This window comes from Mesorhizobium sp. 113-1-2 (assembly GCF_016756475.1).
In the GTDB taxonomy this organism is placed as follows: domain Bacteria; phylum Pseudomonadota; class Alphaproteobacteria; order Rhizobiales; family Rhizobiaceae; genus Mesorhizobium; species Mesorhizobium loti_C.
Window position 1 is genome coordinate 3,374,832 of the sequence record NZ_AP023242.1, and the last position, 17,687, is coordinate 3,392,518.

Annotated in this window: 20 protein-coding genes; 16 read left to right on the forward strand and 4 right to left on the reverse strand. The window is 63.5% G+C overall.

The window, feature by feature from the left end:
* Window positions 1-27 precede the first annotated feature (27 nt).
* Complete coding sequence (locus JN279_RS16320) at window positions 28-1,140, forward strand: KamA family radical SAM protein (protein WP_202353348.1); 1,113 nt, start codon at window positions 28-30, stop codon at window positions 1,138-1,140.
* Here the strand turns inward: JN279_RS16320 and JN279_RS16325 are convergent.
* From JN279_RS16325 to JN279_RS16335, 3 genes are all read right to left on the reverse strand, one after another.
* Window positions 1,116-1,745, reverse strand: a complete 630-nt coding sequence (locus JN279_RS16325) for a 4'-phosphopantetheinyl transferase family protein (protein ID WP_202353744.1) — start codon at window positions 1,743-1,745, stop codon at window positions 1,116-1,118. The two genes, JN279_RS16320 and JN279_RS16325, sit on opposite strands and share 25 nt — an antisense overlap.
* Before the next feature lie 32 nt (window positions 1,746-1,777).
* On the reverse strand, window positions 1,778-2,209 hold the full coding sequence (locus JN279_RS16330) for a GNAT family N-acetyltransferase (protein WP_202353349.1): 432 nt from the start codon (window positions 2,207-2,209) through the stop codon (window positions 1,778-1,780).
* Between the two features lie 68 nt (window positions 2,210-2,277).
* A complete protein-coding gene (locus JN279_RS16335) occupies window positions 2,278-6,396 on the reverse strand; it encodes a Pls/PosA family non-ribosomal peptide synthetase (protein ID WP_202353350.1) in 4,119 nt (1,372 codons plus the stop codon).
* 326 nt (window positions 6,397-6,722) lie between these two features.
* Between JN279_RS16335 and JN279_RS16340 the strand changes: the two genes are divergently transcribed.
* From JN279_RS16340 to JN279_RS16405, 14 genes are all read left to right on the forward strand, one after another.
* Window positions 6,723-7,784, forward strand: a complete 1,062-nt coding sequence (locus JN279_RS16340; protein ID WP_202353351.1) for a helix-turn-helix domain-containing protein — start codon at window positions 6,723-6,725, stop codon at window positions 7,782-7,784.
* A 153-nt stretch (window positions 7,785-7,937) separates the two neighbouring features.
* A complete protein-coding gene (locus tag JN279_RS16345) occupies window positions 7,938-8,900 on the forward strand; it encodes an AraC family transcriptional regulator (protein WP_202353352.1) in 963 nt (320 codons plus the stop codon).
* 168 nt (window positions 8,901-9,068) lie between these two features.
* On the forward strand, window positions 9,069-9,368 hold the full coding sequence (locus JN279_RS16350) for a hypothetical protein (protein WP_096448187.1): 300 nt from the start codon (window positions 9,069-9,071) through the stop codon (window positions 9,366-9,368).
* Between the two features lie 231 nt (window positions 9,369-9,599).
* On the forward strand, window positions 9,600-9,848 hold the full coding sequence (locus JN279_RS16355) for a DUF680 domain-containing protein (protein WP_202353353.1): 249 nt from the start codon (window positions 9,600-9,602) through the stop codon (window positions 9,846-9,848).
* A 41-nt stretch (window positions 9,849-9,889) separates the two neighbouring features.
* Complete coding sequence (locus JN279_RS16360; RefSeq protein ID WP_202353354.1) at window positions 9,890-10,111, forward strand: DUF680 domain-containing protein; 222 nt, start codon at window positions 9,890-9,892, stop codon at window positions 10,109-10,111.
* A gap of 142 nt (window positions 10,112-10,253) precedes the next feature.
* On the forward strand, window positions 10,254-11,225 hold the full coding sequence (locus tag JN279_RS16365; protein WP_202353355.1) for an MBL fold metallo-hydrolase: 972 nt from the start codon (window positions 10,254-10,256) through the stop codon (window positions 11,223-11,225).
* Between the two features lie 175 nt (window positions 11,226-11,400).
* A complete protein-coding gene (locus JN279_RS16370) occupies window positions 11,401-11,880 on the forward strand; it encodes a tetratricopeptide repeat protein (RefSeq protein ID WP_202353356.1) in 480 nt (159 codons plus the stop codon).
* A 250-nt stretch (window positions 11,881-12,130) separates the two neighbouring features.
* Window positions 12,131-12,652 (forward strand): DoxX family protein, encoded by a 522-nt coding sequence (locus JN279_RS16375; protein WP_202353357.1) that lies wholly within the window; start codon window positions 12,131-12,133, stop codon window positions 12,650-12,652.
* A gap of 80 nt (window positions 12,653-12,732) precedes the next feature.
* Window positions 12,733-13,338: a BA14K family protein gene (locus JN279_RS16380; protein ID WP_202353358.1), complete on the forward strand. Its 606-nt coding sequence runs from the start codon at window positions 12,733-12,735 to the stop codon at window positions 13,336-13,338.
* A gap of 119 nt (window positions 13,339-13,457) precedes the next feature.
* Window positions 13,458-13,781 carry a DUF2934 domain-containing protein gene (locus JN279_RS16385; protein ID WP_202353359.1) on the forward strand — a complete coding sequence of 108 codons (324 nt, stop codon included), beginning with the start codon at window positions 13,458-13,460 and terminating at the stop codon, window positions 13,779-13,781.
* A 24-nt stretch (window positions 13,782-13,805) separates the two neighbouring features.
* Complete coding sequence (locus JN279_RS16390) at window positions 13,806-13,955, forward strand: hypothetical protein (protein WP_013894378.1); 150 nt, start codon at window positions 13,806-13,808, stop codon at window positions 13,953-13,955.
* Window positions 13,956-14,169: 214 nt separating this feature from the next.
* Entirely contained in the window at window positions 14,170-14,925 is a 756-nt protein-coding gene (locus tag JN279_RS16395; protein WP_202353360.1) for a glycosyltransferase family 25 protein, read from the forward strand.
* Between the two features lie 127 nt (window positions 14,926-15,052).
* Window positions 15,053-15,781, forward strand: a complete 729-nt coding sequence (locus JN279_RS16400) for a class I SAM-dependent methyltransferase (RefSeq protein ID WP_202353361.1) — start codon at window positions 15,053-15,055, stop codon at window positions 15,779-15,781.
* Window positions 15,782-15,986: 205 nt separating this feature from the next.
* On the forward strand, window positions 15,987-16,415 hold the full coding sequence (locus JN279_RS16405) for a hypothetical protein (RefSeq protein ID WP_202353362.1): 429 nt from the start codon (window positions 15,987-15,989) through the stop codon (window positions 16,413-16,415).
* A gap of 37 nt (window positions 16,416-16,452) precedes the next feature.
* On the opposite strand, the gene JN279_RS16410 is transcribed toward JN279_RS16405, so the two are convergent.
* A complete protein-coding gene (locus JN279_RS16410) occupies window positions 16,453-16,887 on the reverse strand; it encodes a hypothetical protein (RefSeq protein ID WP_202353363.1) in 435 nt (144 codons plus the stop codon).
* Window positions 16,888-17,244: 357 nt separating this feature from the next.
* On the opposite strand from JN279_RS16410, the gene JN279_RS16415 reads away from it, so the two are divergent.
* Window positions 17,245-17,670 (forward strand): very short patch repair endonuclease, encoded by a 426-nt coding sequence (locus tag JN279_RS16415; protein ID WP_202353364.1) that lies wholly within the window; start codon window positions 17,245-17,247, stop codon window positions 17,668-17,670.
* Window positions 17,671-17,687: the final 17 nt, after the last annotated feature.

Consider the following 17,687-nt stretch of genomic DNA (forward strand, 5'->3'; position numbering starts at 1 on the left):
CCAGGCACGTGACCCCCGAGAATACCGATGACTTCAGACACCAAACTTCGAGCCCCTCCCGACGAGGCTCCCGACACTGCCTGGCAGGACGATATCCGCCAGGGCGTGCGCCATGTGCGCGATCTCGACCGCCTGCCGCTGTCGCCGGCCGAGCGCGCAGCGGCACAAGCTGCCACCGCGCTCCACAAAGTGCGTGCGCCAAAAGCCTATCTCGACCTGATCGACTGGAACGACCCCGCCGATCCGATCCGCGCGCAGGTCATCCCGTCACCGGGCGAACTGGTGGAAACGGAGGGCGAGCTTGGCGATCCGATCGCCGACCACGACTTCAGCCCGGTGCCCCGGCTGACGCATCGCCATGCCGACCGGGTGCTGCTGTTCCCGACCTATCAATGCGCGGTCTATTGCCGGTTCTGCTTCCGCAAGGAATCGCTGACCTCGATCGGTCGTGGCTATACCCGCGAGGCGCTGGAGCCGGCGCTGGCCTATATCGCGGATCATCCCGAGATCCGCGAGGTGATCCTGACCGGCGGCGACCCGCTGTCGCTGCCCGACAAGGCGCTCGCCGAAATCTTCGCGCGCATCGAGGCCATCCCGCATGTGCGGTTGCTGCGCATCCACACGCGCGTGCCGGTGGTGCTGCCGTCGCGCATCACATCAGGGCTGGTCAAGGCCTTGCAGGGCCGGCTGATGGTCACGGTCGTCACCCATTTCAACCACGCGCGCGAGATCACCGATGCCACCGAAACAGCCTGCCGGACGATGCGGCAGGCGGGCTTCGTGCTGCTCAACCAGAGCGTTCTGCTGAAAGGCGTCAACGATACGGTCGAGGTGCTGGAAGAACTCTGCCGCGAGCTGATGTACCGGCTCGGGGTGAAACCCTATTACCTGCACCATGGCGATCTGGCGCGCGGCATGGCGCATCGGCGCACCACGATCGCGCAAGGTCAGGCGCTGGTGGAAGCGCTCAGGGCGCGGCTGTCGGGCATCTGCAACCCCGTCTATGTGCTCGACCTGCCGGAAGGCGGCGGCAAGGTGCCGCTCGGGCCGTGTCCTGTCGAGGGGCGTGACGGGGACAGCTGGCGGATACGCGGGCTGGATGGCGCGGTGCGGGACTATCGGGAGATCGTGGGCGAATAGGGTGGTGCGCTACTACCGACAAACGCCAGCACCACCACGCGCGGGGCAATGCAGTAGACGAGGCTGGCGCTGCGGCCTGTCGTTGTCGTCGCGCGGCCCGCCCTGAGGTCGACGGAGATATCCTCATAGCCCAGCACCTGGCGGTCCAGCGGATAGACGGCCTTGTAGACCGCCTCCTTGGCGGCAAACAGGATACGGCCGGCAAGAGACTGGTCGGCTGTGTCCATCCGATCCGCGGCGATTGCAACGAGCGCGAAAATATCATCGGGCAGGGGCAGCGCGGGCTCGACGTCGATGCCGAGCGAGCTGATATCGGCAATTTGCGCGACCGCCGCCACGGCCATGTCGTCGTCATGGGCGAGCGAACCAATTATCCCGGCTGGCCAGACCGGAGCACCGGATGGCGCGCGCGGGATGGCGACGTCCTTGATGCCGATATCGGCCAGCAGCCGGTGTGCGATCCAGCGGGCCGCTCCGCTGGCACGCCGCATGGCCGGCTGGCGCGCGGGGATGGAACGCGCTTCCTCCGGGAGCAGAAGGGCCTCGTCCGCGTCGCCTATCACCCTGCATCCCGTCCGGACACCTCGGGGCGCGATTGCCGCCATCGCCTCGGTCAACGCGTCTTCGGGCGACCGCGTCAACGGCCATCCCTCGGCAGGACGAGGTCGGCGATCATTTCGCCATCCTCGTCGAGCCCTTCTTCGACGAAACCGGCAGTGCGATAGAGCTGGCGCGCTGCTTCATTCTCCGGTTCATAGCAGATGGAGACGTGGCCGATGTGGCCGAGCCCGGCGATTTCCTTGAGCACTTCACGCAACGCGGCCTTGCCGTAGCCTCTGCCCTGCCAGGCGCGGTCGATCATGAGGCGGTAGATCCGCGCCTCGTCGTCGTCGTGCGGCGCCTCGTACATCAGGAACCCGACGACACGATCCCCGGCCATGATGACGCGCGGCCGCGCGTCCCTGTCGGATCTGGCTTCGCGCAGCGAGTCCGCATTGCTTGCGACGAAATTCATCTGCTCCGGAGCCAACTGCAGTGCGGTGACCAAAGTGCTGTTGGCCGGGGTCACTGGGGCGATCCGGATGTCTATGGTGCTTCCGGATCGCTCTGCCACGTGACCTCCGATGCTATCGGGCGTCAGGATGACGCTCTGGAGCCATCCTCCACGATCGGCTCGACGAATCGGTGCAGCTTGGCCGGGTTGCCGCGCCAGATCGAGTTGGGCTCCAGCTCTTCGCCCTTCATCACGAAGGAGTCCGTATCGACCACCGATCCCCGGCCCATGACGACGCCGTAATGGATAAAGGCGGAAGGCCCGAGCGTGCAACCGTTACCGATGCGGATGAAGTCCGACTTGAACGCACCTTCTTCCAACGAATGGGCCTGGATGACGCAGCCCTCGTTGAGCGTGACGTCATCGCCGATCTCGACCAGCGAGCGTTCGGTGAGGTTGCTGCCGCCATCATAGACCCGCTTGCCGACCTTGACGCCCAGCAGGCGCAGGATCATCGGCCGGAACGGCGTGCCGGCGAACAGGCGCACGATCGGCGAATCCGCCAGCTTCCAGTGACGTTCGTGGCGCCAGAAGTCGACATCGTAGATCGTCGTCATCCGCGGCTTCAGCCGGCCGAAACCAAGGCTTGCCCGCTCGACGAAGATGTAGAACGGAATGGTGATCGCCGAAGTCAGGAGCACGGCGACGAAGAGGGCGACCTCGTTCCATTCGGTGTAGTAGTTCAGCGCCCGGTCCCAGATCGCCAGCGTGGCGAACAGCATGACCCATTGCGTCGCCATGAACAGAAGGATCGTCACCAGATTGTGGCGGTTCTTGAACGGGATACGCTGGCGCCGGTCGGCCTCGTCGACGCCGGCGATGAGTTCCTTGTCGCGGTTGACCATGCGCGGGATTTCAAAGGCAGGCGAACCAAGCAGGCCGACATTCTCGCGCAGCGGGCCGTCGATGGGGATCATCACCTTGGTGCCGAGCAGGACGTTGTCGCCCGTGCGGCCATCCGGCGGATAGTAGATGTTGTTGCCGAGATAGTTGCGCTCGCCAATGCGGGTCGGCTCCAGCCGGAACGCCGAGGCGGACTTGTGCACATTGATCATGTACAGGCCGTCCGACACCATGGTCTCGGTGCCGATCTCGCACAGAAGCGGGTTGTCGTGCTGCTGGTTCGAGCCGAAATTGGAGCCGGTCTGCACCACCTTGTTGAGGTTCCAGCCGATGGCGCGCATGTAGTGGACGATGGCCGAGCTGTCGCCGAACAGCAGCCCCAGCACACGCGAATTGCTGGAGAATTCGGACACGGTCTGCAGCCAGTAGCGGAAGCCATAGAGCGTATAGGTGCGGCCCGGCTTCAGGATCAGGCTGAAAACGCGCGGCAGGACCGTGGCGGCGAAAAAGGCCACGGCGATATAGCCGAAAAGCGTGACCGTGGTGCCGATGGCGACAAGACCGATCGTCTCCTGATAGTCGTCGCCGACATATTCCCAATAGCTGTGGAACAGGAGCGGCAGCGGGGTGATGACAGCGAACAGCAGGAACAGCTGAACGGCCTCGTAGAGGAAGCGCCGGACCTCGTAGGGGTTCGCGGTGCGCACCTTGCAATAGTCGGCCGTGGTCGGCACGGCCGGCGATCCATGCCAGTGCTCGCCGTCGGGAATGCTCTGCCCGCGCTGCAGCGAGGACGAATGGCCGAGCTGGCCGCCGTCGCCGATCGAGGTGTCGATGTCGAGCGTCGAACCGACGCCGACGAAGGCATCGCGACCGATGCTCAGCGGCCCGGTGTGGATATAGCCGGCCTGGGCCCGATAGCCGAGGACCATCGATTCCTTGCGCAGGATCGTGTTGGCGCCGATCGAAATGAGATCCGTGCAGACGGGCACGGATTTGGATTCGATGACGGCGTTGTGCCCGAGCTTGGTGCCGAGAAGCTGCAGATAGATGCTGTAGAGCGGGCTGCCGCGGAACAGCACGACGGGCGCCGAGCGGATCAGCGTCTTGACGACCCAGAAGCGATAGTAGCGCCATCCCCAGATGGGGAACGCCTCGGCCTTCCAGCGGCCGATGAGCAGCCATTTCGCGGCCACGGCAAAGCCGGACATGCCGAAGAACACGCCGGCCGACAGCGCCACGCACCTGATATAAAGCTGCAGCGGTTCGTCGAGTGCGTCGTAGACCCAGTCGAGGCCATGGTCGAGGACCCACAGCGCGGCATAGCTGTAGGCAAGGTAGAACGAAAGCTGGCCCGCGCCGCAGCTCCAGTAGGCAAGATTCGAGGCCTGGCGGGTGAGGACAGGCTCATTGGTGGCCGTCGTCATCTCTTCCGCCACGCTCAGATGCTTGGCCAGGCGCGCGACCGTCGGATAGAGATAGATGTCGCGCATGGACGTCGTCGCCCATTCCTTGCGGGTGCGCACACGGGCGCAGAAATGCGCCATCAGCAGCGAGTTGGCGCCGAGATCGTCGAAGAAATTGTCCTCGACCGACACCGCGTCGAATTTCAGCACCGCGGCCAGCGCGTCGGCCAGGAAAATTTCGTCGTCATTGCCGGGCGCAACCATGGCGCGGTCGGCCGAAAGCCTGGTGCTTGTCGGCTTCGGCAGCTGGCGAAGGTCGACCTTGTTCGACACCGTCATCGGGATTGCCGGCAGTTCCTCCAGATAGGATGGCACCATGTAGTCCGGCAGGCGCCGCTTCATCGTCTGGGCGAGATCGGCGCGCGAGAGCGCCGACGCTCCGGCCTTGGCTGCGTAGTAGGCAACGAGCTCGACACGCCCGGGCTCGATCTCCCAGGTGGTGACGGCGGCCTGCGCGATCTCAGGCTGGTCGAGCAGCACCGCCTCGATCTCACCGAGCTCGATGCGGTAGCCGCGGATCTTCACCTGGGTATCGATACGCCCGGCATATTCGATCTCGCCATCGGCGTTGATCCGACCAAGGTCGCCCGTGCGGTAGATGCGCTTCGACGGGTTGTTCGGCAGGCCGAGGAAATCGGGGATGAACTTCTGTTCGGTCAGGTCTTGCCTGTTGAGATACCCGACCGCGAGCCCGATGCCGGCGATGCCGATCTCGCCCAGTTCGCCAGGCTCGGCGAGCTCCGGCAGCGAAGCGTCGAGAATGACGATGGAATAGGTGGGCAGCGGCGCACCGATGGTGACGGGCTTTTCCGGCGTCAGCGCGCCCATAGTCGCCGTGACGGTCGCTTCGGTCGGGCCGTAGGTGTTGAGGATCTGCCGCCCCGGCTTCGACCAGCGCACCACCAGATTGTGCGGGCAGGCCTCGCCGCCGACCAGGAGCGTGCGCAGGTTGGGCACATCCGATGTCATCGACGACAGCAGCGTCGGGCTGCAGGCCATGCAGGTGATGTCATGAAGACGCAGGAAATCGGCGAGTTCCTCGCCGACGAGCGGCATCTGGCCGGGTGCGGGCACCACGGTCGCGCCGGCGACGAACGGCACCCAGATCTCTTCGGAGGAAAAGTCGAAGGCAATCGTCATGCCCTGGTAGACGCGATCGCCCGGCCGGTAGCCGTAGGATGCGGCGGCGACGCGGATGAAGTTGACAAAGCTCTGGTGGCGGATGGCCACGCCCTTCGGCCTGCCGGTCGTCCCCGACGTGTAGAGGATGTAGCAGATGTCTTCGACTGCAGCGGGGGCCGGCGCCTTGTGGGGCTTCAGCGGGGCGTCGGACTGTTTGGAGATCTCGGCGGCGGCGCTGTCGATCAGCACATGCGGAACCGGCAACTGGTCGGCCCGCGATGCATAGGTGGCGATGGTCACGACCAGGCTGACGTTGGCGTCCTCGATGATCAGCGCCATGCGCTCTTGCGGAAAGGCGGTGGCCAGCGGCACGAAAGCCGCGCCTGCCTTCACCACGGCGAGCAAGGCGACATAGGTTTCCGCCGAGCGGTCGAGAATAAGTCCGACCCGGTCACCCGGCCGCACGCCGCGCTTGACAAGCAGGCGGGCGAACTGGTTGGCCCGCCTGTCGAGCTCCTGATAGGTCCAGACACGTCCTTCGGAGATCACCGCCGGCAGGGTGGCGAATGTTTCGGCGAGTTGTTCGAAGACCGCATCGAGCCGCTCGCCGGGCTGACCTGCCCGGGCGAAGTCGGCGCCGGTCAGGATCTGGCCGTGCGCGGCGATTGCGGAGCCGGCGCCGGTTTTCGGCTGCGCGTCGCCAGTTTCGGGCGCTCTGCCCGGCCTTGCCGCGTCCCTGTCCAATGCGGCGATATCGATACCGTAATCCATTTCCAAACTTTCTCGCCCTTACTGCGCATTGCCAGGCTGTTCATGCCGCCGCATTGGCAGGCCTTTGCCGGCTGCGCAGCCGCTGCATTTGACCGTCGTGCGCGTGTGAGGCGGCCGATTCCCGGCCGTTGAGGGATGCTTATGGCATCCGATCTTTTCGCCAGTTTTTCCGAACTGTTGAATATTGTTTCTGAAGTGTGTCTGAGCGGGACATTGTGAACTGGGGAGGGGCTGGTGGAGCCGGCCTGCGCTTGCCGTGCAAACCCGGTGTTGTCGCGGCTCGGCAACCATGCCTATGCTGCGCCGTTCGCGGAGGATCGTGGCGGATGGCAGCGGCAGGCAACGGTCAAAAGCCGGGCGGGGCGCTCGCGGATCGCGGGATCCCGCGCTCCGTGCTGGATTCAGCGGGCCTGGCGCCCAGGCAGGCCATCGCGCTGTGGCAGGAGAACATGAGTTTCTTCTACGACGTTCGCCTGCGCAATGGTGGCGACGATCGGTTCCATGTCCATGCGGAAGCGTTTGATTTCGGCGAGATCGCGCTCAGTTCGTACCGATGCGTCGCGCAGAACTTCGACCGCTCACGCGCCCGCATCGGACGCGACGGCCTCGACCAGATCACCGTGCAGCTCTGCCTGCGCGGCAGCCACGGCCGGCGCGATGGCGGACTGGATGAAAAGGCCTGCCCGGGCGACCTGATCGTCTCCGACCTGGCGCAGGCCCAGTCGACAGGGACGTCCGGTATCGACAGCCTCAACCTGACCATGCCGCGTCGCCTGCTGGCGCCGCTTCTGAAGGCGCCCGACGAGCACAATCTGCGCGTCATCCCGGGCAACGCGCCTTTGACGGCGCTGTTGCGCGGCCATCTGCTCGGCCTCTACCAGGCCGCGCCGGCCATGAGCGGCAGGGATGCCGAGGCGGTGACCAGGCCGACCCTGGAACTCGCCGCCGCGGCGATCAATTCGACCGTGGCGGAGGAAAACGCCATTTCGGTGCAACTGGCGCTGAGCGGCGAAATCCGCCGCCATATCGACAGGCACATCAGCGGCCGGGACCTCGCCGCCGAAACGATAGCCGCGCTGTTCGGCATCTCGACGCGCAAGCTCTATTATCTGTTCGAGCCGCATGGCGGCCTCTCCAGATACATCCAGGAGGAGAGGCTGCGCCGCTGCCGCGCCGAACTTGTCGATCCCGGCCGCCGGCACGAAGCCATTGGCGAGATCGCCGGCCGCTACGGCTTCGTTCACCGCAAGAGTTTTGTCCGCGCCTTCCGGCGTGCCTTCGACATGACGCCGCGCGAGATGCGGGCGCTTGCCGCGGAGGGCCGCGGCCTCAACCGCGGGCATGGGGCCAACTACAGCCTATGGCATTGGATCCGCGAACTCCGCTGAAGCCCGGACAGCAGACAATCCGATGCCGATCTTGCACCTGGGGCCACATTCCTTGCGCCTGCCGCCACTTTTGCGCGGAGCGTCCACATAGGCCTTGAACTGTCCCTGTCGCCCGCACGAAAACCCCAGGGGAAGAACGGGGATCGAACGCAGGTGTCCAGCCCGGACAATGTCATCGTCCTGTCCACGGACGAGATTGCCGATCGCGAGCGCGAAGAAGCCGTGCGCGAATTCTACGGCCGCATCTGCATGCGGCTGGACCTCGCCCCGCTGGAGGGCGGCGAACTGCGTCTGAGCGCCACCACGCTTCTGCTGCCTGGGGTGAGCGTGGCCGAGGGCAAGGTTGCGCCGATGGCCTGGGAACGCACGGCAGCGCTGCGGCAGGATGCCAATGACGACCTCGTCGTGTCCTGGATCGCCGGCGGCTGGGCTTTTGACACGCCAAGCCATGGAACGGTGGAGACACCGGCCGGCGCGCCCTGCATCATGCCGATGGACCGGCGCTGGCGCGCCAGGGCGCCGAACGGCGAGTGGACCATCTGCGCCCGCTTTGCCAGGTCGACGCTGGAGCCGCTGGTGCGCCATGTCGGCGATCTCAGGCCCGATGCGATCAATCCCGCCACGCCGGAGGCGCGGCTTCTGCTGGCCTATCTCGGCGCGGTGGCGCAGGGCGGGATGAGCGCCGGGCTGGCGCCGCTGGCGGCCCTGCACATTGCCGATCTGTTCGCGGCCGCGGTCGGCGCCAGCCGCGAGGTTAGCGAGGTGATCGCCGGGCGCGGCGTCCGCGCCGCGCGCATCGAGGCCATCAAACGCTACATCGAGGAAAATCTGCACAAAGCGCGGCTGTCGGCGGAGATGGCGGGAAGGGGCCTCGGCATCAGCCCGCGCTACATCAGGCGGCTTTTCGCCGAGGAGGGGCAGGGCTTTTCCGACTATGTCATGCAAAGGCGGCTGGAGCGGATCCACCGGCAGCTCGCCAGCCCGCTTTTCGCCGCGCGGCCGATCGCCGATCTCGCCTTCGAGGCGGGACTGGTCGAGCCGTCGACCTTCTACCGGCAGTTCCGCTCGCGCTATCGCATGACGCCTTCCGAGGTGCGCGCCGGCCTGGCGCAGTGAGGCGCCTGTTCCGCCAGTGCCATGCGCCTGTGCCGCCAGTGCGATACGCCCATGGCTTTGCATCCGCATAGTCGCGCCGGCGGACGCGCTGCATGAGGCATGCGCGGGAACGGAGGCTGGGCGGCCGGGTCTCCGTGACATCGGGAAAACTGGCCACAGGAGGCAACAATGCGTGCGGCGAAAAGATTGATATTCGGCATCTCGGTTTTCTGCGCCCTTCTTCCTACCGAGGTCTTCGCGGCCTACAAATGCTGGAATCCGGCGATCTGCAAGGCGGTCTGCGGCGCCGAGATCTGCGGCAAGATCAGCGCCAGCAATCGCGACATGAAGACGCTGGACCAGGGCGGCCCCGGCCAGCTCGCCGCGTCCAGCGGCGGCTCATCTTCCGGCACCAGTTCCAAGAAAACCTACACCTGTTCGAACCCGGCGATCTGCATCGCGGTCTGCGGCAAGAAGACCTGTCCGTAGGCGGGCCGGTCTGGCGCATCCTTGAAGGCGTCGGCGCGCTGCGCCGGCGCCTTTTGTGTGTCTAGGTCGCGCCTATTGGGCTCTGCCAAGGTTGGGTTCATCGAGCCCTGATTCCCCTTCCAAAAAAATCTCGCCACCCCCGGGAATAAAGCACCGCCTTGCCGGGTCTTTCCTTCAGCGGGGCCAAACTGCCGGCCCGCGACCCGGAGAAACGAAACAAGGATTTGTCAAATGACCAAGCTCGCTCTCGGCGTGGCTGCGATGTTGCTTGCCTCGAGTGCTGCCTTTGCCGGCAGCGATCATTTCGGTGGCAACACGGGAAACCAGCCTGTCGCTTCCGTCGACGCCAATGCCACCGCTTCGATCCCCTACACCGCGCACCAGAACGGCGTCGACACCAAGGTGACGACCGGACCGAGCCAGGGATCGGCGCAGGACATCATCAACCGGCACAACGACGAAGGCCTCTGGGGCCGCTGAGCGCGCCTTCAAGCAATCGCTCAACAACAGGAGCCATCGATATGAAAAACATCGCTCTCACCGCCGCCGCCATCCTCGTGGCCACCACCAGCGCCTTCGCCGGCAGCGATCATTTTGGCGACCGTACCGTCAATCCGGCAGCCGCCTCCGTCGACAACACCTACACCGCCTCGATCCGCAAGCCGGACATGGTTCGGCACGGCATGCAGGCAACGACCAAAACTGATGCGGATGAACCAGGCCAGGGCATCTGGGGCAACTGAGTTCAGGGGTTGGGACAGCCTCGAGGTCCCGACCCGGTCCGCAATCAGGACGGAGGGCCATGTGGCGTGGCCTTCCGTCACCCCTGGAATTTCTCGCCTTCCGACTTTTGCCACCGCCACGCAACCTCACAGGAGATACCCGATGTTCAGCATGACACGCCGCACACTGCTTGGAACCGCCACTGCCGCCGCTGCCTTCGGCCTTGCCGGCAAGCTTGAGTTCACCCGCCCCGCTTTTGCCGAAACCCCGGTGGAGCCGACCGTCGGCTTCTACAAATACACGGTCGGCGATATCGAGGTGACCGCCATCTATGACGGCATCTGGAAGAAGCCGCACGACCCGGCCTTCATCAAGGACGTCTCGGTCGAAGACACCAAGGCGGCGCTCGCCAAGGCGGGGCTCACCACCGATTTCATGCCCATTCCGCTCACCGTCGTCGTGCTCAAGATGGGCGGAAAACTGATCATGATGGATGCCGGCTCGGGCGTCGGCCAATGGCAGGCCAATGCCACGCACCTGCCGGCCAACATGGCCGCCGCCGGCATCGACTACAAGGCGATCGACACCATCATGATCTCGCATTTCCATCCCGACCACGTCTGGGGCCTGATGGAGAAAGGCACCAACACGCCGGTGTTCCCCAATGCCGAGCTGATCGTCAACGCCACGGAATACAATTGGTGGACCGACCCCGGCCGGCTGGCCAAGCTGCCCGAGGGCCGCAAGCCGGCGGGCAAGCGCATCGCCGAAAATTTTCCGAAATGGAAGAACTGGAAGCTGGTCGAGGACGGCGCCGAAGTCGCGCCCGGCATCCAGATCATCGCCGCCCCCGGCCACACGCCCGGACATTCGGTGTACCTCGCCAATTCCGGCAAGGAACAGCTGATGATCTCGGCCGACACCATGTATGTGCCCGCTTTGCTGGCGCCGCATCCGGAGTGGCAGGGCGCCTACGACCAGGATGGGCCGACGGCGATTGCCACGCGCCACAAGATCATCGACCGGGTGATCGCGGACAACATCCGCATTTCCGGGTCGCACTTCCCATTCCCGGGCACCGGCGTCTTCGTGAAAGACGGCAGTGCCTATGGCTTCACGCCGGTTCAAGTTTGAGCCCGTTTGGAAACTCTACTCTGGCGGCCATCTGGAGGCGCTTTCTGCGCTTCCGGTGCTCACGTACCCAAAAGTACGCTGCGCTCCGGTTCTCGAAACCACCTCCATATGACTCGCCAGAGCGAGTTTCGAAACGGTCTCTCAACGCTAGCACTCAACCAAAGCGAGAAAGACAATGAAACAGTCCCTTTTGGGCAGAGACGCCCTGTTCGGCCTGCTCGGCGCCATTGCCGTGCTGACCGTCGTTCCCGTCGCGACAATCATGCCGGCCTATGCGGTGGATGATATCGAGGGCACTGACGCGCCCGACCTCACCGCCGTTCAGGCCAAGATCGCCGCCAAGGATTACAAGGGCGCGCTGGCCGATCTGCGCGATCTCGCGCAGGACAACCAGCAGGCCGACGTCTACAATCTGCTCGGCTTCACGCTGCGCAAGACCGGCGATTTCACCACCGCGCTGACCTACTACAACAAGGCGCTGGAGCTGAAGCCCGACCACAAGGCCGCCCGCGAATATCTGGGCGAGCTCTATGTCGAGACCGGCGACATGGACAAGGCCAAGGCGCAGCTGGCCTCGCTGCAGAAACTCTGCCCCGCCGGCTGCGACGAGCTGTCCGACCTGCAAAAGGCCATCGACACCAAGGTGACGCAGTAAACCCACGGCGCCACCGCCATTTCCTCTCCCCCACGGACGTGGGGGGGGTGGCTCGGCGAAGCCGAGACGGAGTGAGGGCTGGCGCTGACCTTACCAAAGTTTGGGCGCTCGTGGCTGGCGCCCATTGCCGGAGCCGGCGCTCTCCCTCGAGCCGGCTCCGGCCTTTTCGAACATCACATCCGGCAGGCGCCGTTCTCGTGCGTCCCGCGGCGGGCGGCGCTTGCCTCATGCTAAAAATGGAGGCTGACCCATGACACCGAACGACATCGCCGCGAAGCTCAACGGCCTCGCCACGAAATACCACATCAGGGACGTGACCCTGCTCGCCGGCCGCCTGCTTATGTCCTTCATCTTCCTGCAGGAGGGCGTGACGCTGGCCACCCATTTCGACGGCGCCGCCAGGGCGATGGCCGCCCAAGGCGTCGGCCTGCCGCTGTTCATCGCCACCATCGCGCTGCAACTGGGGGCAGGGCTCTCGGTGGCATCAGGCCTGCTGACGCGGCTGGGCGGCATCGGGCTCGGCTTGTTCTGCCTGTCCACCGCCTTGCTGTTCCACACCAACTTCGCCAGCCAGAACGAACTGCTGCATTTCGAAAAGGACCTGGCGATCGCAGGCGGCATGTTCGTGCTGGCCGCCGTTGGCGCCGGCAGGCTGTCGCTGGACTGGCTGCTGGCCCGCACCCTGCAGAAGCGTGAGCGCGACAAGGAGATGGTCAAGGCGCTGCTGGCCGTGGAGAACGAGTTTTCGGTGGACGTGCGGCTGCCGGTTTGAGACACCTTTGCCAAACGCTCGCTCGCTGGAACCAGTCCCGACGCTCCGCATTCTATTAGCAGGGGCTCAAGGAGTGTGTGATGAAAGCGGTTTTGGCACTGGTCGCAGGCTTTTTCCTGACCCTTGCGGTCTTTGCCAGCGGGCTGGCTTTCGCCGCTTGGCTGATTGTCGCCAAGCCCGCGCATCAGGCCAGGCCCGCCGACAGTGTCTCGCAGCTGTGGACCAAGGACGCACAGCCCGTGGACAAGGCCGCGCCGGGCCTGGAGCGGGTGGCCGCCGCGCAGCCCGCAGCACCCGATGCCGCCGCCAGGGTGCAGGCGCCCGACCCGACCCATACAGTCGCGGTGGCGCCCGGCGCCGGCGAGCAGCAGGCCAGGCTGCCACCTGCCCATGTCAGCTGGTGCGCGGACCGCTACCGCTCCTACAATCCCGACGACAACAGCTACATGTCCTACAGCGGCCAGCAGCGCCCCTGCGTGTCGCCCTATCTCGACACCACCGCCGCCGCCGACCAGGCCGCGCCCGCCGAAGTCAGCTATGTCGAAGGCGGCGCCGCGCCCCTGGTTGCGTCGGCCGATCTTTCGGACGACCACGTCCAGTCCTGCTTCAGCCGCTACCGCTCCTACCGTCCCGAGGACAACAGCTACCAGCCCTATTCGGGTGGGCCGAGGCGTCAGTGCGAGTAGGAACGAGCCGGCGCGTCTGAACCCGTGACGCCTTGCGATCCCCAGCCGACGATCACGCAAAATTTTTGGATCGTTCGCGCCGGCGCGGCGTTCCTCCCCGACACGAAGGGAGAACCACCATGACCGACGACCGCAACGACAAGATCCGAGACCGCGCCTACGCCATATGGCAACGCGAAGGCGGCGCTGATGGCGACCACGAGCGGCACTGGCACCAGGCCGAAATGGAGATCGACCGTGAAGCCGCACTGCCGCTGACGGCCGACGACGCACTGCCTGAGACCCGCGAGATCGCCAGCACCGATGTGCTGGAGGTCGAGAAACTGGCCATGCGCACCGGCATTTCGGGCGACGAAGCGCAGGCGCTGCTCGACCGCCTGGGCACCGACCGCGCGGCGGTGGAGCAGGCAGCGCGCAGCCTGAAGGCCAGGGGGAAATCCTGATCGATCCTGGCAAGGGAGAGCGAGATGATCCGCAAACTCAAGGACGGAAAATACCGGCTTTATTCGCGCAAGAAGGATGAGAAGACCGGGAAAAGGCGGAACCTGGGGACGTTCGAGACGCGCGAGGCGGCTGAGAAGCATGAGCGCGAGGTGCAGTATTTCAAGCGGCATTGAGGGCTCTGACGGTCGCGATGGCGCTAAGCTTGCGACCTTTGGCCCAGCGGCTGCGATCATTTGGTGCTCACGGAAAGTTGACTGCCGCTTGGAGCATCCCTATAGAGAAGAGAGGGGCGATAAGAACTAACGATGAACTTCCTGCCTAGGCGGGCATAAAGTAGATATCGCTAATTTTGCTTTAGGGCCTCGGGGGGTGGCAGTGAAGTGTTTTGTGATCAATCTTGACCGATCAGTTGATCGGCTCGCTGACGTTACGGCAGAATTTTCCCGCATTGGAATTGCTTTTGAACGTGTTGCCGGTATCGATGCGGCACGCGGAGTTCCTTTTATCGCACCCCCGCTGACCGGGGCGGAAGTCTGCTGCTTTCTTAGCCACCGTCTCTGCTGGCAGAGCATCGCGGACGGCCCCGATCGGTATGGCGCTGTTTTCGAGGACGACGTTGTTTTCAGCCACGACGCCGGACCGATGCTGTCCGATGTCAGCTGGATCCCGAGGGACGCGGATGTGGTCAAGCTCGAAACATTCTTCGTACGGGTGAGGATCGGGAGCCGGGATGTTTCCGCTCAAAATGGATACTCGGTCAGGAGACTGGCCGGACGGCACATGGGCTCGTGCGGTTATCTGATTTCGAAAGACGCCGCCCAAAAACTGCTCAAGGGCACGAATCGTCTCAAAGCGGCGGTCGATTTCGCACTCTTCAATCCAACCGAGATGACGACCGCGCGTAACACGACCTACCAGTTGATGCCCGCGCTCTGCACGCAAGCGCATTTCGTTTCGGAAAACGGCGGGCCTGCGACCTTAATTCAATCCAGGTCGCCGCCCGCCAGAAACAAGCGCGTCATCGAAAGGATCCGGGCAGAGTCGACTCGCGTTTTCGGGCATTTTCGAAACAGAAGCTTTTTCGCCACCGAGAAGGTCGACGTCGTGCCGCTACGCTTCCCGCTGGCAATGAACGTTGCATAGCCCCGAAACGAGTTTGCGCTCCATGCCCAACGAGTTTGACGAGAGCAATTCCAGGAAAAGTGTGAGCGGTTTTCCGCCTGGAATTGCGTCAAAACAAAGAGTTAGAATGAATTTTTAGGACTGCATTATGAGCCAGAACACCTATGACAGCGATTTTTTTAGGGAACGCTCGGGCGAAATCAGAATTGCGAAGGAAATACTCGGGCACGTCTTTGAATATTTCAAGCCCGAGTCCGTTGTCGACCTCGGAACGGCAACCGGGTCATGGCTATTGGCGGCAAAACAAATGGGGGTGGCCCGCGTAAATGGTATCGACGGACCTTGGGTGCCCGCGGAACAGAGGCTCATTTCGGAAGCAGAGTTTGTGCTGGGGGATTTGGAGGACTCGATCCCCGACCTTGGACGCTTTGACCTCGCAATTTGTACGGAGGTCCTGGAGCATATCTCGGCTCCGGCTTCCGTGCGCGCTGTCGAATGGCTTTGCCGGAGCGCACCCGTTGTTCTTTTCTCAGCCGCCATTCCTTCCCAGGGAGGCACTCACCACATCAACGAGGCCTGGCAGAGCCATTGGTCAGCCCTGTTCAAGCAACAGGGCTACGAGCCCTTCGATCTAATTCGCCCGAGGATATGGTCAGACAGCAGTTTGCCCTTTTGGTACAGGCAGAACATCCTGATCATGGCCGATGATCAGGCTGCCGATAGGCTCGGACTTGGCAGCCCTTCAACAATGCTCGATTGCGTTCACCCGGACCTATATCTTGACCGCCTCAGGATGATTGACGGGTTGCGCCGACGCGCATTCAAAGCAAAGTTTCGATCTTTCATGCGACGCCTAACTCGAAGCCCGCGCGAATGAGGGCATAGCACATGCCACCATTTCGCCGGCGCCGCCAAGGCGAAGGCCGCGCAAGGCATCGGCCGCGCTGCCCGTAGCCGGAGGCCTGTGAAATCGCGGCTCGCGGAACACCGCCGGAAGCGACAATCTTTCCCGTTTGCGTCCATTCGGCTAAGCTGGGACCGACGCAAAATCGATCTGGAGAGAGGCCGCCGGGGAATTCGATATGCGGACCAGCTGCGCAATCCTGATGGGGCTTCTCTTGATCGCTCCCGCGGCCGCGGAGGACGCGCAGTGCCCGGAAGGTGCGCAATTGGAGCAGGACATTCAGGCCGCCCCCGGTTGCCTGGCCGCTCACAAGTTGCACCAGGCCTGCGCCTGGGGATCGAGCGGCGACGAATTCATGTCGGAAGCCGTGATCGACAAGTGCAAGGCTGGATTCTTCGATCGACTGACCCGCAAGCAAATGCGCCTGTATGAAAAGCGCCTCGATGCATGCGGCGAACGCTACCCGGTCACCCAGGATGGTGGGTCGATCCAGATATACTTGTCCTCGATGTGTGACGAGGATCTCGCGGCGACCTATTTCAAAGCCGCAAAGGGTGGGCAGATTGTGGGGACGCCACGCTGGCGGGTGCCCAACATATCTGAGTGAACCGATTGTCCGTTTCGGGAGACCGGCCATCCGCAACTCATCCCTCGGCCGGCTCTTCGTAGATGCCGGTGATGAGGAGCCATGCGCCTGAAATCAGGAAGGCGAACAGGACGATGGTTCCAAGGGCCGCGATGTAAAGGCCCACGCCGCGTCCGATAATAAGCAAAATCGCGCCCGCAACCTCGGCCAGGTAACAGATCGTGCCGCCCGCCAGCCGCGGCCCGGTCAAGCCGATGGAACTCATCCCCGCCCTGAGGGCCACGACATATCCTCTGACGAAGATGAATGTCGCTACGCCCCAGAGGAAAAGCAATTCGACGCCAAGTGCCGGAAGATATTGACCTCCCAGAAGTGCCAGGCTGCATGCCATGAAAATCGCGCTGAAGCCCGACAGCATGTTGATTGCCCGGTTCTTGTGCGTCGTGTTGCGGACAATGCGTTCGGGATTGATCGAGATCGCGACGAAGATCAACCCGGCAAGCCCCGCCGCGCCGCCCCGACGAAGAAATTACTCCATTGATCCAACATGACTTGCCCCTCAGGTCCGCGCTTCAGGCGGCTCGATGGAAGCTAGCATGGCTGCGTTCTCGAACTCCACGCGGCGAGACCGGCGATCGGTGGGGTTTCGTCGTTTGGGCGAAAGGTCCGGGTCTTGCCGGCGCCCATCATCGAGCAATGATCAGGATCTGTGGGTCGTCGGCGGGTGGGACGCACCGTATCTTAGCCTTTGACCCGTCGCGACGACAATCCTTATTGTATGTAAGGCTGTAGGACCTACCTCGTGCCGGGACGAATGGAGCCGCAAAGAGCCAGGTGGAACGAAGCAGCTATGGTTGATCGAATATCAAAAGAGCGCCGAAGCGCAAATATGGCGCGGATACGCTCTAAAGACACAGGGCCAGAGATGCGTGTCAGACAGATCGCGCATCGATATGGCTACCGCTTCCGCCTTCATCGGAAGGATCTCCCGGGCAAGCCTGATATAGTCTTTTCAGCGCGTCGTAAGGTCATCTTTGTCCATGGGTGCTTCTGGCACAGGCACGAAGGCTGTATCGATTGCTCCGAGCCGAAGTCACGTCAAGATTATTGGCAGCCAAAATTCGCGAGAACGAAAGCCAGAGATCAACGGTCGTTGCAATTGCTCCAAAAAGCTGGGTGGTCAGCGATGGTTATATGGGATTGTGAAACTAAGACGGATGATGATCTTGTGGCTGCGATCTTCAATTTCCTTGGACCGCCGAAAGTGGGAGCCTGAACGGAAAACCGATGTCG

Coding starts and splice junctions, on each gene's coding strand:
- JN279_RS16320 (WP_202353348.1), top strand. CDS start 28: ATGACTTCAGACACCAAACTTCGAGCCCCTCCCGACGAGGCTCCCGAC.
- JN279_RS16325 (WP_202353744.1), bottom strand. CDS start 1,745: ATGGCGGCAATCGCGCCCCGAGGTGTCCGGACGGGATGCAGGGTGATA.
- JN279_RS16335 (WP_202353350.1), bottom strand. CDS start 6,396: ATGGATTACGGTATCGATATCGCCGCATTGGACAGGGACGCGGCAAGG.
- JN279_RS16340 (WP_202353351.1), top strand. CDS start 6,723: ATGGCAGCGGCAGGCAACGGTCAAAAGCCGGGCGGGGCGCTCGCGGAT.
- JN279_RS16350 (WP_096448187.1), top strand. CDS start 9,069: ATGCGTGCGGCGAAAAGATTGATATTCGGCATCTCGGTTTTCTGCGCC.
- JN279_RS16355 (WP_202353353.1), top strand. CDS start 9,600: ATGACCAAGCTCGCTCTCGGCGTGGCTGCGATGTTGCTTGCCTCGAGT.
- JN279_RS16360 (WP_202353354.1), top strand. CDS start 9,890: ATGAAAAACATCGCTCTCACCGCCGCCGCCATCCTCGTGGCCACCACC.
- JN279_RS16365 (WP_202353355.1), top strand. CDS start 10,254: ATGTTCAGCATGACACGCCGCACACTGCTTGGAACCGCCACTGCCGCC.
- JN279_RS16370 (WP_202353356.1), top strand. CDS start 11,401: ATGAAACAGTCCCTTTTGGGCAGAGACGCCCTGTTCGGCCTGCTCGGC.
- JN279_RS16375 (WP_202353357.1), top strand. CDS start 12,131: ATGACACCGAACGACATCGCCGCGAAGCTCAACGGCCTCGCCACGAAA.
- JN279_RS16380 (WP_202353358.1), top strand. CDS start 12,733: ATGAAAGCGGTTTTGGCACTGGTCGCAGGCTTTTTCCTGACCCTTGCG.
- JN279_RS16385 (WP_202353359.1), top strand. CDS start 13,458: ATGACCGACGACCGCAACGACAAGATCCGAGACCGCGCCTACGCCATA.
- JN279_RS16390 (WP_013894378.1), top strand. CDS start 13,806: ATGATCCGCAAACTCAAGGACGGAAAATACCGGCTTTATTCGCGCAAG.
- JN279_RS16400 (WP_202353361.1), top strand. CDS start 15,053: ATGAGCCAGAACACCTATGACAGCGATTTTTTTAGGGAACGCTCGGGC.
- JN279_RS16405 (WP_202353362.1), top strand. CDS start 15,987: ATGCGGACCAGCTGCGCAATCCTGATGGGGCTTCTCTTGATCGCTCCC.
- JN279_RS16415 (WP_202353364.1), top strand. CDS start 17,245: ATGGTTGATCGAATATCAAAAGAGCGCCGAAGCGCAAATATGGCGCGG.